Source organism: Brevundimonas sp. (assembly GCF_041648055.1).
Taxonomy (GTDB): Bacteria; Pseudomonadota; Alphaproteobacteria; order Caulobacterales; family Caulobacteraceae; genus Brevundimonas.
Genome location: NZ_JBAZPS010000005.1, coordinates 129,548 through 145,818 on the forward strand (window position 1 = coordinate 129,548; position 16,271 = coordinate 145,818).

At 64.6% G+C, this 16,271-nt stretch carries 18 protein-coding genes; 10 read left to right on the top strand and 8 right to left on the bottom strand.

Going from position 1 to position 16,271, the window contains the following annotated elements:
* Positions 1-19 precede the first annotated feature (19 nt).
* Positions 20-2,782, bottom strand: a complete 2,763-nt coding sequence (gyrA, locus tag WC585_RS11710; protein ID WP_373258154.1) for a DNA gyrase subunit A — start codon at positions 2,780-2,782, stop codon at positions 20-22.
* Between the two features lie 126 nt (positions 2,783-2,908).
* On the opposite strand from gyrA, the gene WC585_RS11715 reads away from it, so the two are divergent.
* The gene (locus WC585_RS11715; RefSeq protein WP_373258155.1) at positions 2,909-3,496 is read left to right on the top strand and encodes a superoxide dismutase family protein; all 588 of its coding nucleotides are present in this window, start codon (positions 2,909-2,911) and stop codon (positions 3,494-3,496) included.
* A gap of 21 nt (positions 3,497-3,517) precedes the next feature.
* Here WC585_RS11715 and WC585_RS11720 read toward each other — a convergent pair whose 3' ends face one another.
* The gene (locus WC585_RS11720) at positions 3,518-4,081 is read right to left on the bottom strand and encodes a hypothetical protein (protein WP_373258156.1); all 564 of its coding nucleotides are present in this window, start codon (positions 4,079-4,081) and stop codon (positions 3,518-3,520) included.
* A gap of 145 nt (positions 4,082-4,226) precedes the next feature.
* On the opposite strand from WC585_RS11720, the gene rpmG reads away from it, so the two are divergent.
* Positions 4,227-4,394 carry a 50S ribosomal protein L33 gene (gene rpmG, locus WC585_RS11725; RefSeq protein WP_008262536.1) on the top strand — a complete coding sequence of 56 codons (168 nt, stop codon included), beginning with the start codon at positions 4,227-4,229 and terminating at the stop codon, positions 4,392-4,394.
* A 94-nt stretch (positions 4,395-4,488) separates the two neighbouring features.
* Positions 4,489-4,680, top strand: coding sequence for a hypothetical protein (locus WC585_RS11730; RefSeq protein WP_373258157.1), 192 nt, complete (start codon positions 4,489-4,491; stop codon positions 4,678-4,680).
* Here the strand turns inward: WC585_RS11730 and WC585_RS11735 are convergent.
* Positions 4,677-6,041 (bottom strand): PleD family two-component system response regulator, encoded by a 1,365-nt coding sequence (locus tag WC585_RS11735; RefSeq protein ID WP_373258158.1) that lies wholly within the window; start codon positions 6,039-6,041, stop codon positions 4,677-4,679. The genes WC585_RS11730 and WC585_RS11735 overlap by 4 nt on opposite strands.
* A gap of 5 nt (positions 6,042-6,046) precedes the next feature.
* Complete coding sequence (locus WC585_RS11740) at positions 6,047-6,412, bottom strand: response regulator (protein WP_292172379.1); 366 nt, start codon at positions 6,410-6,412, stop codon at positions 6,047-6,049.
* 143 nt (positions 6,413-6,555) lie between these two features.
* Here WC585_RS11740 and WC585_RS11745 point away from each other — a divergent pair, with 143 nt between their 5' ends.
* From WC585_RS11745 to WC585_RS11755, 3 genes are read left to right on the top strand one after another with little or no spacing between them, the layout of a single operon-like run.
* Positions 6,556-7,815, top strand: a complete 1,260-nt coding sequence (locus WC585_RS11745) for a DNA polymerase IV (protein WP_373258159.1) — start codon at positions 6,556-6,558, stop codon at positions 7,813-7,815.
* 33 nt (positions 7,816-7,848) lie between these two features.
* Complete coding sequence (locus WC585_RS11750; RefSeq protein WP_373258160.1) at positions 7,849-8,307, top strand: RidA family protein; 459 nt, start codon at positions 7,849-7,851, stop codon at positions 8,305-8,307.
* A complete protein-coding gene (locus WC585_RS11755) occupies positions 8,304-9,449 on the top strand; it encodes a GNAT family N-acetyltransferase (RefSeq protein WP_373258161.1) in 1,146 nt (381 codons plus the stop codon). Before WC585_RS11750 ends, WC585_RS11755 begins: the two co-directional genes overlap by 4 nt.
* 3 nt (positions 9,450-9,452) lie before the next feature.
* On the opposite strand, the gene WC585_RS11760 is transcribed toward WC585_RS11755, so the two are convergent.
* Positions 9,453-9,815, bottom strand: a complete 363-nt coding sequence (locus tag WC585_RS11760; RefSeq protein WP_373258162.1) for a phage holin family protein — start codon at positions 9,813-9,815, stop codon at positions 9,453-9,455.
* An 88-nt stretch (positions 9,816-9,903) separates the two neighbouring features.
* Between WC585_RS11760 and WC585_RS11765 the strand changes: the two genes are divergently transcribed.
* Both WC585_RS11765 and WC585_RS11770 read left to right on the top strand, forming a co-directional pair.
* The gene (locus tag WC585_RS11765; RefSeq protein ID WP_373258163.1) at positions 9,904-10,350 is read left to right on the top strand and encodes an HIT family protein; all 447 of its coding nucleotides are present in this window, start codon (positions 9,904-9,906) and stop codon (positions 10,348-10,350) included.
* Positions 10,347-11,402 carry a 2OG-Fe(II) oxygenase gene (locus tag WC585_RS11770; protein WP_373258164.1) on the top strand — a complete coding sequence of 352 codons (1,056 nt, stop codon included), beginning with the start codon at positions 10,347-10,349 and terminating at the stop codon, positions 11,400-11,402. Before WC585_RS11765 ends, WC585_RS11770 begins: the two co-directional genes overlap by 4 nt.
* A gap of 3 nt (positions 11,403-11,405) precedes the next feature.
* Here the strand turns inward: WC585_RS11770 and WC585_RS11775 are convergent, their stop codons facing one another.
* The gene (locus WC585_RS11775) at positions 11,406-13,256 is read right to left on the bottom strand and encodes an ABC transporter transmembrane domain-containing protein (RefSeq protein WP_373258165.1); all 1,851 of its coding nucleotides are present in this window, start codon (positions 13,254-13,256) and stop codon (positions 11,406-11,408) included.
* Positions 13,257-13,405: 149 nt separating this feature from the next.
* Between WC585_RS11775 and rpmE the strand changes: the two genes are divergently transcribed.
* Positions 13,406-13,630, top strand: a complete 225-nt coding sequence (rpmE, locus tag WC585_RS11780; protein ID WP_373258166.1) for a 50S ribosomal protein L31 — start codon at positions 13,406-13,408, stop codon at positions 13,628-13,630.
* 175 nt (positions 13,631-13,805) lie between these two features.
* Positions 13,806-15,365: a murein L,D-transpeptidase gene (locus tag WC585_RS11785; protein ID WP_373258167.1), complete on the top strand. Its 1,560-nt coding sequence runs from the start codon at positions 13,806-13,808 to the stop codon at positions 15,363-15,365.
* A gap of 3 nt (positions 15,366-15,368) precedes the next feature.
* Here the strand turns inward: WC585_RS11785 and WC585_RS11790 are convergent, their stop codons facing one another.
* Entirely contained in the window at positions 15,369-15,896 is a 528-nt protein-coding gene (locus WC585_RS11790) for a DUF1465 family protein (protein ID WP_373258188.1), read from the bottom strand.
* A 101-nt stretch (positions 15,897-15,997) separates the two neighbouring features.
* On the bottom strand, positions 15,998-16,201 hold the full coding sequence (locus WC585_RS11795) for a DUF1192 domain-containing protein (RefSeq protein WP_373258168.1): 204 nt from the start codon (positions 16,199-16,201) through the stop codon (positions 15,998-16,000).
* Between the last annotated feature and the right edge of the window lie 70 nt (positions 16,202-16,271).

The window sequence follows — 16,271 nt, forward strand, 5'->3', positions numbered from 1 at the left end:
TCCTCCGACGGGGAAGGATCTAGGCCTCGGCGTCGCCGCTGTTCTCGACCGCACCTTCATCATCCCCGCCACTATCCGGGAGGCGCTCGACCGAGACGACCTTTTCGCCCTGTGCGGTCTTGAAGATGGTGACACCCTGGCTGGAGCGGCCGACGATGCGGACCTGGGCCATGGGTGTGCGGATCATCTGACCACCGGAGGTGACCAGCAGCAGGTCATCGCCTTCCTGAACCGGGAAGGCGGCGGCCAGGCGTGTGCCTGCGCGTCCGCCCAGGCCGTGGGCGGTCAGCCCCTGCCCGCCACGACCCGTGCGGCGGTATTCATAGGCCGAAGAGCGCTTGCCGAAGCCGGTTTCGGTCACAGTCAGAATGAACTGTTCGGCGGCCCCCAGTTCGGCGATACGCTCGACCGACAGGGCTGCCTCGCCCGCACCTTCCGCCTCGTCGTCGACTTCGACGACCGCCGTGTCATCCTCGCCGTCGGTGGCGCGGCGCATGGCGTTCGCGTGTTTGACATAGGCCGTGCGCTCTTCAGGCGTGGCATCGACGCGGCCGAGAACAGCCATGGAGATGACCTCGTCGCCCTCCTGCAGGCGAACGCCGCGCACACCGGTCGAATCGCGGCCCTTGAAGACCCGCACATCGTCCGCCTTGAAGCGGATGGCACGGCCCAGGGCGGTGGTCAGCATGACGTCGTCGTCGGCGGTGCACAGGGCCACGCCAACCATGCGGTCGCCGTCTTCCAGCTTCATGGCGATCTTGCCGGCCCGGTTGACGGTGGCGAAATCCGACAGCTTGTTGCGGCGCACGTCGCCGGAGCGAGTGGCGAACATGATGTCGTAGTTATCCCAGTCATGCTCGTCTTCGGGCAGAGGCAGGACATTCATAATGCTGTCGCCCGGCTCGATGGGCAGCAGGTTGACGAAGGCCTTGCCGCGCGAGGTCGGATTGCCCAGCGGCAGGCGCCAAGTCTTGAGCTTGTAGGCCTTGCCGTTGGTGGCGAAGAACAGCACCGGCGTGTGGGTCGAGGCGGAGAAGACGCCGGTGATGGCGTCCTCGTCCTTCATCGTCATGCCGGACTTGCCCTTGCCCCCGCGATGCTGGGTCCGATAGGCGTTCAGGGCGACGCGCTTGACGTAGCCGCCGTGGGTGACGGTGACGACCATGTCCTCGCGCGGGATCAGGTCCTCGTCTTCCAGCTCGAAGTCGCCGTCGCCGATCATCGTCCGACGCGGCACGGCGAACTCGGACTTCACCAGCAGCAGGTCCTCGCGGATAATGGCCAGCACATTGGCGCGGTCCGACAGGATGGTCAGGTGACCCTGGATGGTGTCGGCCAGTCCCCTCGCCTCGCCGAAGATGTCATCGCGGCCCAGGCCGGTCAGGCGGCTGAGGGTCAGGCCCAGGATGGCGCGGGCCTGTTCGTCGGTCAGGTTCAGCTTGTCGCCGTCGATCAGCATCGAGCGCGGGTCGGCGATCAGTTCGATCAGGGCGATCATGTCGCCGACCGGCCAGGATTTGGCCTGCAAACGCTCGCGGGCCTCGGCCGGATCGGCGGAGGAGCGGATGATGTGGATGACCTCGTCGATATTGGCGACGGCGACGGCCAGGCCGACCAGGACGTGGCCGCGGTCGCGGGCCTTGGCCAGCTCAAACTTGACCCGGCGGATGACCACCTCTTCCCGGAAATCCAGGAAGACGTCCAGCATCTTGCGCAGGCCCATCTGCTCGGGCCGTCCGTGGTTCAGGGCCAACATGTTGACGCCGAACGACGACTGCATGGAGGTGAAGCGCCAAAGCTGGTTCAGGACCACATCGCCCGAGGCGTCACGCTTAAGCTCGATGACCATACGCATGCCGTCGCGGTCGGATTCGTCGCGGACGTCGCTGATGCCCTCGATCCGCTTTTCGCGGACCATTTCGACGATGCGTTCGATCAGGGTCTGTTTGTTGACCTGGAACGGCAGTTCGGTGACCACGATGGCCTCGCGGTCCTTGCGGATGGTCTCGATGGAGGCCTTGCCCCGCACGATGACGGAGCCGCGGCCCTCGCGCAGGGCGTTGCGGGGGGCCGTGCGGCCCATGATCTCGCCGCCGGTGGGGAAGTCGGGGCCGGGCACGATGTCCAGCAAGGCCTCTTCGCCGAGGTTCGGATTGTCCAGCAAGGCGACACAGGCGTCGATGATCTCGCCCAGATTATGCGGAGGGATATTGGTCGCCATGCCGACGGCGATGCCGCCCGCGCCGTTGACGAGCAGGTTGGGAATCCGCGCCGGCAGGACGACGGGCTCCAACTCCTTTTCGTCGTAGTTGGGCTGGAAATCGACGGTGTCCTTGTCGATGTCGGTCAGCAGGGCCGCCGCCGCCGGGGCCATCCGGGCCTCGGTGTAACGCATGGAGGCCGGCATATCGCCGTCGACCGAGCCGAAATTGCCCTGACCGTCGACCAGCATCAGACCCATGGAGAAGGGCTGGGCCATGCGAACCAGGGCCATATAGACTGAGGCGTCGCCGTGCGGGTGGAACCGACCCAGCACGTCACCGACCACACGCGCGCATTTCGAATAGGCGCGGTCCGGAGACATCTTCAGATCGTGCATCGAATACAGGATGCGGCGGTGCACGGGCTTCAGCCCGTCGCGCGCATCCGGAAGGGCCCGGGACACGATCACGCTCATGGCATAATCGAGGTAGGAGCGCCTGAGCTCGTCCTCGATCGTGATGGTCGAAATGTAACTGCCGCCCGATGGGGGTGCGGCATTGGTATAGGTGTCGTCGGTCAAGGAAATCGGGCTTTAAATGGCCGGAATCGGAACGTGATCCGCTACCGCGTTTTCTAGCAGTCTGGCCCGCGCAAGGCAAAGTCGCCGCGACCGGGCATTCGTTCCAATGCACAAGGATTTTTCGCCATGCGCCTGCCCCTGATCGCCGCCGGACTGATGAGCCTTCCCATGATCGCCTGTGCCCAATCGCAAGACATGGCCCAGCATGCCGGTCACGGGATGAACCACGGCACGACGCGGGCGACCGTGGGCGCGACGGCTCAGGCTCCGCTGATGAATGCCCAAGGTGCTTCGGCGGGCAGCGCCACCTTCCGCCAAGGCCCTACCGGCGTGCTGATCCGGGTCGAGGCCAGCGGCCTGACGCCCGGCTGGCACGGGCTGCACCTCCATGCAGTGGGTCAGTGCGAGGGCCCGGGCTTCCAGTCCGCCGGGGGCCACGTCCAGCACAGCGCCGAGGCCAAGCCGCATGGCCTGCTGAACCAGGACGGCGATGACGCGGGCGATCTGCCCAATCTGTATGTCGGGACTGACGGACGCGGCATGGCCGAAGTCTTCACCACGACGGCAGCTCTGGTCGAAGGCGGACCGGGCCAGCACCTGCTCGACGCCGACGGCTCCAGCATCATGATCCACGCTCAGGCCGACGACTATGTCAGCCAGCCCATCGGCGGATCGGGTGCGCGCGTCGCCTGCGGTATCGTCAGCGGCGGCTAGGAACTCGCTCAGACCGTCCCGTCACTCGCTGACGGGACGGGTCAGGTCGAATTCCACGCGGAAGTGACGGTTGGCCCGGCGCAACTCATAGGCATAGATTCGCCCAGGATGGACCTCGACCGCCCAGACATTGTTGGTCGATACGGCTGCATTGCCCGCGTTGAACAGTTCGACCGAGAAATCATCGACAGGAAATTCCTGACGATTTTCTGTCCCGGTACTGGTCGTGTCGCCGCCATACCAGTGCAGGCCGTCCGGGTTGCCTTCCGGGTCGCGGTGATCATGCTTCAGCGTCAGGCCACCCTCATCGTTGCGGCTGACGACCCAGGTGCGCGAGCGGTCTTCGCCGACCCAGAAAGGAATGCGGACTTCCTCGTCGGAACAGTCGCGCACGTGCATCAACAGGCGCTGGCTGGCGAAGTTGGCATCAGCCGCATCGGTCGTGACCACTCTGCCGACGAATCGCTGGCCACACAGGGCATTGAGATTGGCCATGAAGGCGCTCTGCTGAGGCGCGGGCATCGGCGTCGTGGCGCAGGCAGACAGGGCCATCAGGGCGGCAGTGGCAAGGATGATCTGTTTCATGTGGGGCAGCCTAATCGGAAGGTCTCAATCCGCCTAATCGAGTCAAGTTCAAGATGCTGCGCAAACCGCGTTGACTTCCGGGCGTCCCTGAGTATGTTCCGCGCCTCATATTTTAGCGGCTTTCGCCGTCGCAGAGGTAATTCCGATGGCTAAGCCAGCTTCGATCAAGATCCGCCTGAACTCGACCGCCGACACCGGCTTCTTCTATGTCACCAAGAAGAATGCCCGCACCATGACCGAGAAAATGGTCGTCAAGAAGTACGACCCGGTCGTTCGCAAGCACGTCGATTTCAAGGAAGGCAAGATCAAGTAAGGACTTGATCGCACCGATCTTTTGAGGCGCCCGGTCGAAAGGCCGGGCGTTTTTCTTTGGGCTGGACATTGCCGCAGCGTGCTAGGGTGCCGTCATGAGCGACGCTGATAATGACCCGACCGTGGCTGCCAATGAGCCTGCGGGGGAAACCCCGATCCAGAAGGCGCTGCGTCTGAAGAAGGCGACGATCGACGCACGTCCGACACCGCCCAAGGGTGGCAAGTTTCAGCGTGAGCAAGCTGCGCGCATCGCCTCGGGCAAATCCAAGCCCTGGATGAGCCGCTAGGCAGCCCGCGCGATGACCTGATCGCGACCCTTAGCCTTGGCTTCGTAGACGCCTTCGTCGGCACGTTTCAGAAGAGCGTCCGGGGTGTCGCCGATACCGCCGCTGGCAGAGACGCCGATTGAGACAGTGACGGTCAGGGACTCGGCTCCCCCCATTATCGGAAAGGGTTGAGCCGCCACGTCGCGTCGGATGCGATCAGCGACGCGGGTCGCGGCTTCCAGCGACGCACCGGGCATGATGACGACGAACTCCTCGCCACCCATCCGACACGGCAGATCGATGGCGCGAACGTTGGTCGCCAGCCTGACAGCAAACTCCTGGAGCACCTCGTCGCCCGCGTCGTGACCAAAGCTGTCGTTGACGACCTTGAAGTGGTCGATGTCCATCATCAAAACAGCGAAGCCTTCACCTCCTTGCGCCGACCGGATCATCATGGTGTCCAGCTGGCCTGCCATGTAACGGCGGTTGTGCAGGCCGGTCAGGGCGTCGGTGACAGCCATCTCCAGGCTATAGTCCAGCTTTTCCTTCAGGAAGTCCGTATAGCGTTTGCGCCGCACCTGGGTGCGGGTGCGGGCCGACAGTTCCTCAGGGTCCACAGGCTTGGGCAGAATGTCATTAACACCAAGCTCCAGCGCCTTAAGCAGGCGCGGCCGGTCGGCGGGATCGACGACGGCCAGGACTGGCACCCGCCGCGACGCCTCGGTCGAGCGCACCTGCGCCACGAAACGCAGGCCGTCGAACTCTGCAGACGAGACATTGACGATCATCAGATCGATGGGACCGCGTGCCGCGATCAGGGCAGCGGCCGTGTCAGGCTCAACTACCGGGCGATGTTCCTGCGACAACTGTTCGACCATCCGCTCGGCCTGAACGGTGCTGTCGTCGACAATCAGGATGCGCCCGCCTGAACCTCTGAGACGCCCGGCCCCGCCGGTGTCGACACCCATCCGCCGCCCGCTCTCCTCACGCTCGCGCAGTTCGTCCATTACAGACTTGAGGCGGACAAGGGATTTCACCCGGGCAAACAGGATGACGTCGTCGATCGGCTTGGTAACAAAGTCGTCGGCCCCGGCCTCCAGACCCTTGATCTTGTCTTCGCGCCCATCCAGCGCAGTGACCAGAACGACCGGGATGTGCCGGGTGACGGGATCGGCCTTCAGACGTCGGCAGGTCTCGAACCCGTCCATGCCAGGCATCATCACGTCCAGCAGGATGATGTCAGGGCGCTCCTCGCCCGCAATCTGAAGGGCTGTCGCGCCATCCATGGCGGTCAGCACCTCATAGTATTCCAGCGTCAGCTTGGCCTCGAGAAGCCTGACGTTGGTCTCCAGATCATCGACGACGAGGATTCGTGCAGTCATCGCCCTTAGCCCAGATGTTTTCGGACGACGTCAAGGAAATGCATCACCGAGATCGGCTTCGAGATATAGGCCTCGCAGCCGCCCTGACGGATTCGCTCCTCGTCGCCCTTCATGGCGAAGGCGGTGACGGCGATGACGGGGATGTGGCTCAGTTCCTCGTCGTCCTTGAGCCATTTGGTGACTTCAAGGCCACTGATCTCGGGCAGCTGGATGTCCATCAGGATCAGGTCGGGGCGATGTTCACGCGCAAGCGCAAGCGCCTGCAGGCCTTCGCGGGTCTGCAGCGTCTGATAGCCCTGCGAGTCGAGGAGATCATGAAAGAGCTTCATGTTCAGCTCGTTATCCTCGACAATGAGGACGGTCTTGGACATCGGCACCCGGTCTTTCGCCCCGGGTTCGCAAACTTTGCGGCCCGGGCTTTTTTCACGCGTCTACGGATGCACTATGCCTTGCCGGGTCTTAAGTTGGGGTGAAGCCACGCCAACCCTGTTTTGCGAAAGGAGGCACGTCGCGCATGAAGTCCCTCTGCCGCGACTGCCTGTGGAGTTCTGCCGAGATTGTCACGCGGTGCGAGGCCTGCCTGTCACGTCGGCTGATTGCGCATGAGGAACTGGACCAGCTGACCATCGCGCATCTGGACTGCGATGCCTTCTATGCCTCGGTGGAAAAGCGAGATCGGCCCGAACTGCGCGACAAACCGGTCATCGTCGGAGGCGGCAAGCGAGGCGTCGTCTCCACCGCCTGCTATGTTGCACGCCAGTATGGCGTCGGTAGTGCCATGCCGATGTTCAAGGCCTTGAAGGCCTGTCCCGAGGCGGTGGTCATCAAACCTGACTTTCGCAAATATGTGCACGAGAGCGAGCGCATTCTGGGAACACTGGCCCGTCTGACACCCCTGATTCAAACGCTGTCGCTGGACGAGGCCTGGGTCGATCTGTCGGGGACGGAGCGGCTGAACGGTGGACCGCCTGTATGGCAGCTGGTGCGGGCACAGAACGAGATCGAGCGAGAGACCGGCCTGACCGTCTCCATCGGCCTGGCCCCAAACCGTTTCCTGGCGAAGATCGCGTCCGAGTTGGACAAGCCGCGCGGGCTTTCGGTGATCGGGTCGGACGCCCAGGCCCTGCTGGCCCCCAAGTCGGTGAAAGTCCTGCCGGGCGTGGGGCCGGTGTTCCTGAAGACCCTGCAGAGCGACGGCTATGCCACTGTCGGGGATCTGGCCGCCGCCGATCCGCGCGATCTGATCAAACGCTATGGTGAGACGGGTTTTCGTCTTCACGAACTGTCCCATGGCCGCGATGCGCGTACGGTCAATCCTGAACGCGACCGCAAGGGGATGAGTACGGAAACGACCTTCAACGAGGACCTGACCAGCGCCGCCGATCTGGAGGCCGAGCTGTGGCCGCTGTGCGAAAAACTGGCGTCCAAAGCGCGGCGCGACGGCGTGGCCAGCCGGGTGATCGTGCTGAAGCTGCGGCGGACGGATTTCAAGATCGTGACGCGGCGCATCAGCCTGCCCGAACCCGTTCAGACCGCGCGGGCGCTGTTCGCCGCGGCGCGTGAGCTGATGGCACCTGAACTCGGTCGCCCCTATCGCCTGATCGGCATCGGCATGGCGGAGGTCGTGGATGCCGTCGATACGCCCGTGCTGTTCGAAACCTCCGAGACGCGCGCGCTGAAGACAGAGACCGCCATCGACGTCCTGCGCGCCAAATTCGGCCAGGGCGCCGTGATCGCGGGCCGCGCCCTTCCCGGCAAGACGCCCGCACGCTAAACCGCCCGCATAGTCCTCAAGGAGCCCCGCCCCATGACCGTCGCCGCCCGCTTGGCCGAACTGAACATCACCCTGCCCGAGCCCGCCAAGGCCGTGGCCAACTATGTCGGCTGGGTCCGCACGGGCAATCTGGTCCACATCTCGGGCCAGCTGTCGAACGACGCCTCGGGCGGCATCAAGGGCACGGTCGGCGACGACGTCAGCCCGGATCAGGCCTTGGCCGCTGCCCGCCTGTGCGGCATCAACCTGCTGGCGCAACTCAGCGACGCCCTTGACGGCGATCTGGAGCGGGTCGTGCGGGTCGTGAAACTGAGCGGCTTCGTCCAGGCCGCCGGTGACTTCACCGCCATTCCGGCCGTGATCAACGGCTGTTCGGACCTGATGGTCGAGGTCTTCGGCGACAAGGGCCGTCACGCCCGTGCCGCCGTCGGCGTCTATCGCCTGCCCCTCGGCTTCGCCGTCGAGGTCGATGCCATCATCGAGGTGCAGTGACCTTCCACATCACGGTTCACGATCGGGTCGCGGACATCGGCAAGGCCGAATGGGACGGCTGTGCCGGGCCCAGCGGCGACCCCTTCCTGTCCTTCGATTTTCTCGACGCCTGCGAGGCCTCGGGCAGTGCGGTGCCGCGTCAGGGCTGGGCCGGGCGACACCTGTGTGTGCGCGACGACCAGCGGCGTGTGACCGGCGTCATGCCTCTCTGGCTCAAGGGCCACAGCCAGGGCGAATACGTCTTCGACCACAGCTGGGCCGACGCCTATGAACGGGCGGGCGGCCAGTATTACCCCAAGCTTCTGGGGGCCGTGCCCTTCACGCCCGTGACCGGGCCGCGCTTCCTGGCCCATCCGTTCGCAGACGAGACCACGGTGCGCCTCGCCCTGCTGCAGGGCGCGACGGCCCTGGTCGAGCGACTGGGCGTGTCATCATTGCATGTGAACTTCCCGACCCAGGGCGACTGGCGGACCATGGGCGAGGCCGGCCTACTGCTGCGCGAAGACATGCAATACGTCTGGCGCAACGACGGCTATGGCACATTCGACGACTTTCTGGCGGCCCTGTCGTCTAGCCGGCGCAAGACCATTCGGCGCGAGCGGCGCGATGCCCAGGCGGGGCTGGATATCCGTGTGCTGACCGGGCGCGATATCGAGCCCGCGCACTGGGACGCCTTCTTCGCCTTCTACATGGACACGGGCGAACGGAAGTGGGGACGCCCCTATCTGACGCGCGACTTCTTCGACCGGATCGGCGCGACCATGGCCGACCGCATCGCCCTGGTCATGGCGTTCCGTGACGGCGCGCCGATCGCCGGAGCCCTGAACTTCATCGGTGACGAGGCCCTGTACGGGCGGCAATGGGGGGCGCTGGACGAGGTCCCCTTCCTGCATTTCGAGCTCTGCTATTATCAGGCCATAGAGTTCGCCATCGCGCGGGGCCTGTCGCGGGTCGAGGCGGGGGCGCAAGGCGAGCACAAGATCGCGCGCGGCTACCTGCCCTCCCCCGTTTATTCAGCCCACTGGATCGCCGATCCGGCCCTGCGGGAGCCAGTCGCCCGCTATCTGGACGGCGAGCGCCCGGCCGTGGAGGCCGAGATCGCTGTGATGGCGCAGGAACTGTCGCCGTTCCGAAAGAGCTGAATGTCAGTTGCTGCGGCGGCGGTCGTCACCGCCGATGAACCAGCCCGCGATCCAGCTGACGACGCCCGTGACGATGGCGGCACCAATGCCAGCCCATAGCCCATCGACGACGAACCCCTCCAGGAACATGGCGACCAGACCGATCATGGCCGCGTTCACCACCAACAGGAAAAGGCCGAAGGTGATGACGGTCAGAGGAAACGTCAGGATGGTCAGGATCGGCCGCGCCACGGCGTTGGCGATGCCCAGCAGCAGGGCCGCGATCAGCAGCGTCGTCGTCGATGCGACCGCCACGCCCGGCACGATCTGTGCCGCAAGCCACAGGGCGAGGGCCGTGACGGCGAACTGGATGATGAAACGCAGCATGGGAAAGTCTCCGGTCAGAACCTTGACCATAACGCGAACGGCTTGATCCGGCTCCCCTCTTTCGCAACGATGGGCTCAGGAGATTTCGATGACCCTTCACGCGCCCTACGACGCCGACAACATCTTCGCCAGGATTCTGCGCGGAGAGATACCGGCGGTGAAGGTGTGGGAGGACGATCACGTCCTGGTCTTCATGGACGTGTTCCCTCAGTCTGAGGGACATGTGCTGGTGATAGCCAAGACCTCAACGGCCCGTAATCTGCTGGAGATCGAGCCGGAGGTGCTTAATCGCGTTGTGGCAGCCACCCAGCGCACGGCGCGGGCGTTGGAGAAGGCGCTGAAGCCCGAGGGCTTTCAGATCATGCAGTTGAATGGGGAGGCGGGCGGCCAGACGGTCTTCCACCTGCATTTCCACATCATCCCGCGCTGGTCCGACCGCTCGATGAAAGGTCATGGCCATGCACCAATGGCCGAGCCCGCAGTTCTCAAGGCGTTGGCAGAGCGGATCGCTGCGGAACTGGAGCCTGCGGGGTGAGTCGGATCACAGGGCCGGGTTTAGGAGAGCCAGCGCCTGGCTTTGCCACGCCGGGGGTCACCAATCCGCGCTATGTCTTCGACACGGCGGCGGGGCGGTACCTGCTTCTGGCCATCGTCCATGCCGGGCCGGGTGTCGAGGCGGCTGTGCGTACACTGGAGCAGCGGCGAAAGACGTTCGACGACCTCCACGCCAGCGCCTTCGTGCTGATCGTCGGCGACGACGCGCAGCGGCAGACCCGCCAGGATGGCTTGCCGGGCCTGCGCTTCCTGTTCGATACCGACGGCGCAATCGCGGCGCGTTACGGTGCCGCCGATACAGATCGCTGGTTTTTGATCGATCCCGCTCTTCATGTGCTGGCCGCCGGGCCCGCAGATCAGGCCAGTCGGATGATAGAGCGGTTGACTCAGTTGCCGCCGCCTGGCCGACACTCCGGCGCGGCCGGCGCAGCTCCCGTCCTGCTGACGCCGCGCATCTTTGAACCCGCCTTTTGCGAGGCGCTGATCGGCCTCTACCGCGAAAAGGGTGGCGAGGCGTCAGGGTTCATGCGGGAGATCGATGGCGTGACCACCCTGATGATGGATGAAAATCACAAGCGCCGCACGGATGTGATGGTGGATGACGCTCAAGTGCAGAAACAGATCATGGCCCGGCTGAGACAGCGTCTGGTCCCGCAGATTACCAAGGCCTTCAACTTTCAGCCCACCCGCATCGAACGCTATCTGGTGGCGCGCTACGATGCCGAGACCGGCGGCTTTTTCCGCCCGCATCGCGACAATACCACGAAGGGTACTGCGCACCGTCGCTTCGCGGTCTCGATCAACCTGAACGCCGAGTACGACGGCGGCGATCTGCGCTTTCCTGAGTTTGGAGACCGAACTTATCGACCACCGCCTGGCGGAGCCTGCGTCTTCTCATGCTCTATGCTGCACGAGGCGACCCCGGTGACACGAGGCGAGCGATTCGCCTTCCTGCCTTTTCTGTATGACGAAGCGGCGGCAGCGATCCGCGAGGCCAACCTGAAATATCTAGACCCGGCGCTTTCGGCCTGAACCTCAGGTATCGCGGAACTGCAGTTTTGCCAGTCTGGCGTAAAGCCCGCCCTGCGCGATCAGGTCCGCATGGCTGCCCTCTTCCACCACGCGGCCGTTTTCCATGACAGCGATCCGGTCGGCCCGAAGAACCGTAGCCAGACGGTGGGCAATGACGATGGTGGTGCGGGCTTCCATGGCTTGATCCAGAGCTATCTGGACCAGTTGCTCGCTCTCGGCATCCAGGGCCGATGTCGCCTCATCCAGCAGCAGTATCGGGGCGTCACGGACGAGGGCACGCGCGATGGCCATGCGCTGGCGCTGGCCGCCCGACAGGCTCTTGCCTCGCTCGCCCAGCGGCGTGTCGAAGCCTTCTGGCAGAGCCTCCACAAATGTCAGTGCCTGAGCTTCACGGGCGGCAGAAACGACATCATCCGATGTCGCAGTTTCACGCCCGAAGCGGATGTTTTCATTGGCAGAGCCGGAGAACAAAGGTGCCTCCTGCGACACCCAGGCGAAGCGACTGCGCACGGCGACGGGATCGGCATCACGGACATCGACACCATCGACGCTGACCACGCCGGACTGGGGATCATAGAAGCGGAGCAGGAGCCGGAACACGGTGCTCTTGCCCGCCCCCGACGGTCCCACCAACGCGACCGTTTCGCCGGCCCGGACATTCAGCGTGAAACCGCGCAGGGCGGGCAAATCGGGGCGTCCGGGGTAGCTGAAGCCGACATCGGTCATCGACACCTCGCCGATGGCCGGGCTCGGCAGCACTTTCGGAACGGCCGGTGCCTCGATAGCGGCTTGAGCACGCATGAGTTCGTCGATCCGCTCCATGGCTCCGGCGGCCTTCTGGACATCACCCCAGCTCTCCCCCAGTGCGCCGACCGCCGCCGCAGTGAAGACCGACAGCAGAACGAACTGCAGCAGCGCGCCTGTGCTCATCCGGCCTGCGATCACGTCCTGGGCCCCCAGCCAGAGGACCAGGGTCACGCCGCCAAACATCACGATGATGATCAGGGCTGTCATCAAGGCGCGTGCCCGCATGCGGACAAGGGAGACGCCGAATGCGTCCTCCACAGCCTGGCCGAAGCGGGAGATCGACGAGGCTTCACGGCCAAAGGCCTGGACGGTCTCGATGGCATCGACGCTTTCGCCGGCAAAGCCCACGGCATTGGCAAACCGGTCCTGGGACTGGACCGTCAGCTTGCGAACCCGTCGGCCGAACACGAACAGCGGCACGATCAACAGCGGCACGATCAGCAGCACGAAGCCGGTCAGCTTGGGGCTGACGATGAACAGCAGCACGGTCCCGCCGACCAGCGTCAACGCGTTGCGCAGCGCGTAGGAGACCGATGTCGTCATCAGGGTTTCGATCAGGGCGATGTCGGTGGTCAGGCGCGACAGCACCTCGCCGGTCCGCATCTTCGCATAGAAGGATGGGTCAAGCGTCAGTATCCGTTCGAACAAGCCCTTGCGCAGGTCCGCAATGACCCGCTCGCCCGTCTTGGTGACGTAGAAATAACGGGCCGCCGTAGCCAGACCGAGCAAAAACGCATTTGCCCCGAGGACCAGAAACCAGAAATTGAGCTGGGTGCCGCCGTCCCGGAAGCCGTTGTCGATGGCCCCGCGCGCCGTCGCCGTCAGCCCCAGCGACGCCGCCGTGGAAACCAGCAGCCACAGGCTGGCGACAACCAGATGCCCCTTGTGCCGCATGGCATAGGGCAGCAGCCTCAGCAGGGGGCGGACGTTGCGAGAGCGGGCCCGTCGCCCTGCCGCCTCGGTGATCTGTTCGCTGAGTTGCGCCCCCGCCCCGGGACGCGCCCGAAGGTCGGCGGTATCGGTCGGAGCGGCAAAGGTTTCGGTCATTGTGCGCGCCTCTTGCCCCGGAACGCCCCCCGGTGTAAACGCCGCCGCTCATTCCCGCCGGGTTCTGTTGTCACAGGCACGGCGGGTTTCTCATTTTCGCGCACCGACGGTCGGCATCGTCACCGCGCCAGAGACAACGGACGACGACCATGAAGGCCGATACCCACCCCGACTACCATTTCATCACCGTCACCATGACGGATGGTACGACCTATCAGACGCGCTCGACCTATCAGAAGGAAGGCGCTGTCCTGAACCTGGACATCGATCCGCTGACGCACCCGGCCTGGACGGGCGGAAACCAGCAGATGCTGGACCGTGGTGGCCGCGTGTCGCGCTTCAACAACAAGTTCGCCGGCTTCATCAAGAAGTAGGCCCTACCCGCCGGTGTGTGCGCCAAAGCCACACCCTGAGGTCTGCAGATCACGAAGGCGTTGGGCCCCGGCCCAGCGCCTTTCTGTTTGGCCGGAACGCCAGTAATATGATCGCGTTGACCGTCGAGTGGCGCGGACGCTGTGTCCGCATCGACGGCCGAAAGATGCGACTGAGATGAACCGACGGCAACTGGGTCTGGGCGCGGCCGTGACAGCCATGGCATCGGCGACGGGACTGGCCGCACAGGCACAGACCCGCGATCCGGCCACCGTCGCCTTCTACAATGGCTTCAACGACCAACTGGCGCGGCTGCCCGCGACCATCCAGCCTGACGTGCGTGCCTTCTATGAATTGAACGGCTGGCGTCCCGTCTGGACGGCGGATCGTCTGCGTGGACTTCAGGCCGCCTCGCTGCGGGCTGAGCGCCATGGTTTGTCGCCCATCGACTATTTCGACTTCGACGCCCTGGCCGCCGACCGCAGCGCAGCCGAGATTCGCACGACCGCCGCCGCCTTGACCTATGGCCGCGTGCTGGCGGAAGGCCGCGTCCGTCCCGAAGACGTCGAAGATCTATGGGAGATGCAGAAAAACCGCGTCGACCTGTCCACCGGGCTGAATGACGCCCTGGCCCAGAACCGCTTGCTGGACTGGTTCGAAGGTCTGGCCCCGACCGACATCGGCTACACCAACCTGTCGGCAGGTTACGTCCGCTATCGCCGCTTGAGCGCGTCGGGTGGCTGGCCCACCTTCCGTCAGGGCGGCACGATCGAACCGGGGACCAGCGATGCCCGTATTCAGCCTCTGATCAAGCGTCTGGTTGCCGAGGGCGACCTGAGCGAGGAGGCCGGGGCGCGTCTGGCGTCGGCGGGCAATGTCTACAGTTCCGAGATTGAGGCCGGCGTGCGCAACTTCCAGACGCGGCATGGTCTGGGCGCAGACGGCCGCATCGGTGCGGGTACGCAGCGCTCGTTGGGGGCCTCGGTTGAGGATCGCGCCCGCCAGATCGCCTTGAACCTGGAACGTCGCCGCTGGCTGAAGCGCGACGTCAATCCCGAGCGGATCGAGGTCAATACGGCCGCCGCCATCATGGTCTACTGGAAGGACGGGCGCCCCGTTCACTCCAACCGGGTCGTGGTTGGTAGCCCGGAGAACGAAACACCCAGCCTGGAGAAGCCCTTCGCATCCGTCGTGGCCAATCCGCCCTGGTATGTGCCCGCAGGCATCGCCCGGCGCGAGATCCTGCCGCGTGGTCCCGGCTATCTGGCCAGCCAGAACATGTATGTGACGCCCCAGGGCAATGTCATCCAGCGCGCGGGGCCGACGGCGGCCCTGGGCTATGTGAAGTTCGAACTGCGCGACAGCTACGCCATCTTCCTGCACGACACACCGACCAAGGCCGCCTTCAACCTGTCTATGCGCCAGCGCTCACATGGCTGTGTGCGGGTTCAGGGTGCGGTCGAGTTCGCCCGTATCCTGCTGGCTCCAGACCCTGCCCTGCTGAGCGAGTTCGACACGGCTCAGGACACGCGGGAAACGAAACGCATCCAGACCGGCCGCGAGATCGGTGTACGTCTGCTGTACTGGACAGCCTTCGTCGATGGTCAGGGTCGGGTCGCGTTCCGAGAGGACGTCTACAGCCGCGATGCCAAGCTTGCTGAAGCGCTCGGCATCGCCGTAAGCCTGCCGCGCGTGGTGGCCGATGGGCGGAAGGACGCCAACGATGTCGGGCCGTAAGACCTAACGCCCGAAAGCCGCCGTCAGGCGGTCCATCTGGCTCTGCACAGGATTGACCGGCGCTTCGTCGGGTGCGTCCCTGTACATGCGGCGGTCCAGATGCAGAACCCGATCATATAGCCTTTCAGCCTGAACCAGGTATTCGATCAGGGCGATGGGTAGTTCGGGATCGCTGGGTTCGGCTGACGACTTGCGGTCGGCCAGACGGTAGCGGGCATCGCACGCGGCCAGCGCACTCATGTCTCCCTCACGCACAGCCCGCTGCACCAGCAACCAGGATGCGATCTGCATCAGACGCGTGGTCAGGGTCATGCTTTCGCCCGCATAGGCCAGGGCCGTAGCGCGTGACAGCAGACGCGACTCGCGCCGCCCATCGCCATCTAGATAGGCAGCGGTGTCTTCAACCAGCTCCATACCTTCGCGGAAGGTGCGGTCGAACAGCTCCGAGCGCGCGAAATCGTCCACGACGGCGGCGCGCGTGCGGCCGGTCGCGGCGATGGACGAGGAGACGGCGGGATCGTCGGTCGGCATGACTTCAGTCAGACTCATGGAACAGGCGCACTCGTATCACGACCGGCACGGTTTCGCGCGGCGAGAGAATGGTCTGCAACCGCCATGCCACAAACGGTCCGTCATCGGCCAAAGTTGAACAGGGCGTCCGCAGCATTGCGCTGACTGGATTTACCGTCGATGGCGGCGCGACAGCGCTGCACCTCGGCTTCCAGCGTCTCGATCCGCGTCTGCAGGTCTTCGACCGAATAGGGATCCAGGTCTTCGCGGATCACGGCAATCAGGGATGCGCCGCGTGCGGGACGGGGTTCGTTGTCTTCGAACATGCTCACCTCCTCCTTGGCCAGGGCCGTCAGAACCGACTAGGAAACGCCGGGACACGGATATTTGCAAGGA